Origin of the sequence: Gelidibacter sp., from assembly GCF_035515035.1 — a bacterium.
Taxonomy (GTDB): Bacteria; Bacteroidota; Bacteroidia; order Flavobacteriales; family Flavobacteriaceae; genus Gelidibacter.
Map to the genome: position 1 here is coordinate 1 of NZ_DATJCA010000163.1, position 3800 is coordinate 3800.

Annotated in this window: 3 protein-coding genes and 1 pseudogene; 3 read left to right on the plus strand and 1 reads right to left on the minus strand. The window is 38.0% G+C overall.

Annotated elements, in window-relative coordinates:
* A pseudogene (locus VLZ86_RS13735) lies at positions 1-363 on the minus strand (5-(carboxyamino)imidazole ribonucleotide synthase); the annotation flags it as partial.
* Between the two features lie 155 nt (positions 364-518).
* Between VLZ86_RS13735 and VLZ86_RS13740 the strand changes: the two are divergent.
* The 3 genes from VLZ86_RS13740 to VLZ86_RS13750 all read left to right on the plus strand — a co-directional run bounded on the left by VLZ86_RS13740 (position 519) and on the right by VLZ86_RS13750 (position 3765).
* Positions 519-1628 carry an adenylate kinase gene (locus VLZ86_RS13740; protein WP_325452306.1) on the plus strand — a complete coding sequence of 370 codons (1110 nt, stop codon included), beginning with the start codon at positions 519-521 and terminating at the stop codon, positions 1626-1628.
* A 133-nt stretch (positions 1629-1761) separates the two neighbouring features.
* A complete protein-coding gene (obgE, locus tag VLZ86_RS13745) occupies positions 1762-2760 on the plus strand; it encodes a GTPase ObgE (protein WP_325452310.1) in 999 nt (332 codons plus the stop codon).
* Between the two features lie 279 nt (positions 2761-3039).
* Positions 3040-3765, plus strand: coding sequence for an SDR family oxidoreductase (locus VLZ86_RS13750; protein WP_325452308.1), 726 nt, complete (start codon positions 3040-3042; stop codon positions 3763-3765).
* Positions 3766-3800: the final 35 nt, after the last annotated feature.

Genomic DNA, 3800 nt, shown 5'->3' on the forward strand with positions numbered 1-3800 from the left:
CGTAGGAATATTGTTGTCCACATAAAACAACTTTTGAGTGGCCTTATTTTGAATGATTTTTAAAGTTTTTGACGACGGAAATACTTTAACGCCTTGCTTTTCTAAAGTTTCTAAAGCATTGGCATTAACATTTTCAATTTCAATGGTGAGCACATCTACATTTTTTCCAAAATTGACCACTGTATCATAATCCATTAAATCACCCTGAGTAAATTCGTTACAGGCAATTTTAGAAGGCGCTTCATCACTGGGGTCAAGAACACAGGTGTAGATATCAAATTTGCGTGTTTCTGTAAGCAGCATTTTGCCCAATTGGCCTCCACCAAGAATACCGAGTTTAAAGTTTGAGGAAAAATAATTCATGTTTAAGGTTCTTACAGGGGGAAATCAGTTAAATTTATGTCGTTAATACCGCAAAAATACGCTTAAACTCTGAAAGTTGTGAATGAAATCCTGAAATTTCGGGAGTAATTTTTAAATCAAAAGCGTATATTTGCATCTTTTAAAATCCAATAACATTGATCAAGCTTCACGATTTATATTTTAAACCCTTTATATCAGAAAAGGAAATCGATACTGTTGTCCAAAGAATGGTGGACGAGGTAGCGAATGATATAAAAGACGACATTCCAGTATTTGTTGGCGTTTTAAACGGCTCATTCATGTTTGTGAGTGATTTTGTTAAAAAATATCCAAGACCGTGTGAAGTTACATTCATAAAACTGGCATCCTATGAAGGTGTCAAATCAACTGAAGACATTGAACGACTTATCGGGTTGACACAGGATTTGACCGGCAGAACGGTTGTGATTCTTGAAGACATTATTGATACGGGAAATACCTTGGAGGAAATCCATCGTATTTTTAAGAATGAGAAAGTCAAGGAGTTGAAGATTGCAACCCTGTTTCATAAATCAGAAGCTTACAAAAAAGATTTTAAACTACATTATATTGGTATTGATGTTCCCAAGAAATTCATTGTCGGATACGGATTGGATTATGACGGATTGGGAAGGGATCTGCCTGAAGTATATCAATTAAAAACGACTCAACATATGACTAATTTTGTGCTATTTGGTCCTCCGGGCGCAGGGAAAGGAACACAAGCCGATTTTTTAAAGGAGACCTATAATCTAGTACATATTTCAACTGGTGATGTGTTTAGATATAATATCAAAAATAAAACAGCTTTGGGAATGCTTGCTAAATCTTTTATGGATAAAGGCGAATTGGTACCGGATCAGGTCACTATTGACATGCTAAATACCGAGGTTGAGAAAAATGCCGATGCCAACGGTTTTATTTTTGATGGTTTTCCCAGAACCAATGCTCAAGCGAAAGCTTTGGATGAATTGATGGAGGCCAAGGACTCTCAAATTAATGCCATGATTGCCCTTGAAGTGGATGATGAGGTCCTGGTGCAACGTTTGCTGGGTCGTGGAAAAACTAGTGGACGGCCAGACGATGCGGATGAGCAAATTATTAGGAACCGCATCAATGAATACTATAAAAAAACTGCCATTTTAAAGGACTATTATACCGCCCAGAATAAATATTGTGGTGTAGATGGCGTTGGAAGTATCTCAGAAATTACAAAACGATTGATTAAGGTAATCGATTCGCTTTAATATAATTACTGAGTAAAGTGTTCCAGTTTTTTAGACGTTTGATATGTGTTGAACTCTAAAGCTTATTCTTATTGGACACTTCCAAAGATTAGATTTTAATTAAAAAAAGACTCCCATTTTGTGGGAAGCGAATATGACCGAAGGAAATTTTGTTGACTATATAAAAATGAACGTTCAATCCGGAAACGGAGGCAAAGGTTCTATGCATTTGCATCGTGAAAAATTCATCACTAAGGGAGGTCCTGATGGTGGTGATGGTGGTCGTGGTGGTCATGTAATTATAAGAGGCAATGAAAACCAATGGACGTTATACCATTTGAAGTTTAAAAAACACATTAGAGCAGAACATGGCGGCCACGGCAGTGGCTCGAGAAGTACGGGTGCTGATGGGGAAGATGTTTATGTTGATGTACCCTTGGGAACCGTGGTGAGAGATGCTGAGACCAATGAGGTGATTTTTGAAATCACTGAACATGGCGAAGAAAGAATTATCGCAGAAGGAGGAAAAGGCGGACTTGGAAACTGGCATTTCAGGACTTCTACCAACCAAACGCCGCGCTATTCGCAACCTGGGATTCCATTACAAGAACGTGACATTCTTTTAGAGCTTAAAATTCTTGCAGATGTGGGTCTGGTAGGTTTCCCAAATGCGGGAAAATCAACCTTATTGTCGGTGGTTACTTCGGCAAAACCAAAGATTGCCGATTATGAATTTACAACTCTTAAACCCAACTTGGGGATTGTTGAATATCGTGATTTTCAAACCTTTGTCATGGCAGACATTCCAGGGATTATTGAAGGAGCTGCAGAAGGGAAAGGACTTGGACATTACTTTTTAAGACATATTGAACGCAACTCCATTTTGTTGTTTTTAATACCTGCAGATGCCGACGATATCCTTAAACAATATGAGATTCTGTTGGATGAATTACGACGCTACAATCCGGAAATGTTGGACAAAGAGCGGCTGATCGCCATTTCAAAAAGTGATCTTCTTGATGCAGAGCTTGAAGCAGAACTCAAAACTATACTCGACAAAACCTTACCCATAGATTATATTTTTATCTCCTCTGTGGCCCAAAAGGGAATCACCGAACTGAAGGACCGACTTTGGAAAATGCTGAATTCTTAGGTTTATAACTAAATTTTTTTTCTTTTGTAATGAATTCTGATTTGCCTCAGTTCATTGTGCCATTTTAGATTTCCTTAAAAGTTGTCTTATTGGTATGACGTAAAATACAACAGGGCTCCTTGTAAATCTTCTCATCCACTGATATTGCGTAATTTTTGTCGTTTTTCCTCATTAACAAGAGCTTGAAGATGTTCTTGCACCAAACATTTAATACAATTTTAATAATTCTTATATAGCCTTAAATTTTTCCTTTCGTAACTTTGGATAAAACCATATAGGATGAAAAATTTAAAAGACAAAGTCGCCTTAATTACAGGCGGGAGTAAAGGGATTGGCTACGGCGTAGCATTGAGTTTGTTAAATGAAGGTGTGAATGTTGCCATAACAAGCCGAAATGAGGCGAGTGCAAAGAAAGCAGCAGCAGAGCTTACAAAGAATTCTAAAACATCGGCAAAAGCACTAGGTGTTGAGGCAGATGTCAGAATATATGAAAGCCAACAAAACGCGGTAAAACAAGTGTTGTCTGAATTTGGACAACTCGATATTGTAGTGGCTAATGCAGGATTGGGGCATTTTGCATCTATTGAAGATCTCACCCCAGAGCAATGGCAGGAAACAATTGATACGAACCTTTCAGGAGTATTCTACACCATTAAATCCAGCGTTGACGCGCTAAAAAAATCCAAAGGGTATTTTATCAGTATTTCCAGTTTAGCAGGAACTAACTTTTTTGCCGGCGGTTCGGCATATAATGCCAGCAAGTTTGGAGTTACCGGATTTACGCAATCGGTGATGTTGGATTTAAGACAACATAATATTAAGGTCAGTACCATTATGCCAGGATCAGTTTCAACACATTTTAATGGAAATGAACCAGACCCTAGTGATGCTTGGAAAATCCAAAGTGAAGATATTGGGGAGTTGGTGGTTGATCTTTTAAAAATGAATGAGCGCACCTTACCGAGTAAAATTGAGGTTAGGCCAACCATGCCACCAAGTAAATAGGCTGGTTTGTTAAATGTTTAGGAAAAATGCCTCTC

Bases quoted from the DNA above. Each gene is read 5' to 3' on its own strand.
- VLZ86_RS13750 (WP_325452308.1), top strand. From the start codon at position 3,040: ATGAAAAATTTAAAAGACAAAGTCGCCTTAATTACAGGCGGGAGTAAA.
- obgE (WP_325452310.1), top strand. From the start codon at position 1,762: ATGACCGAAGGAAATTTTGTTGACTATATAAAAATGAACGTTCAATCC.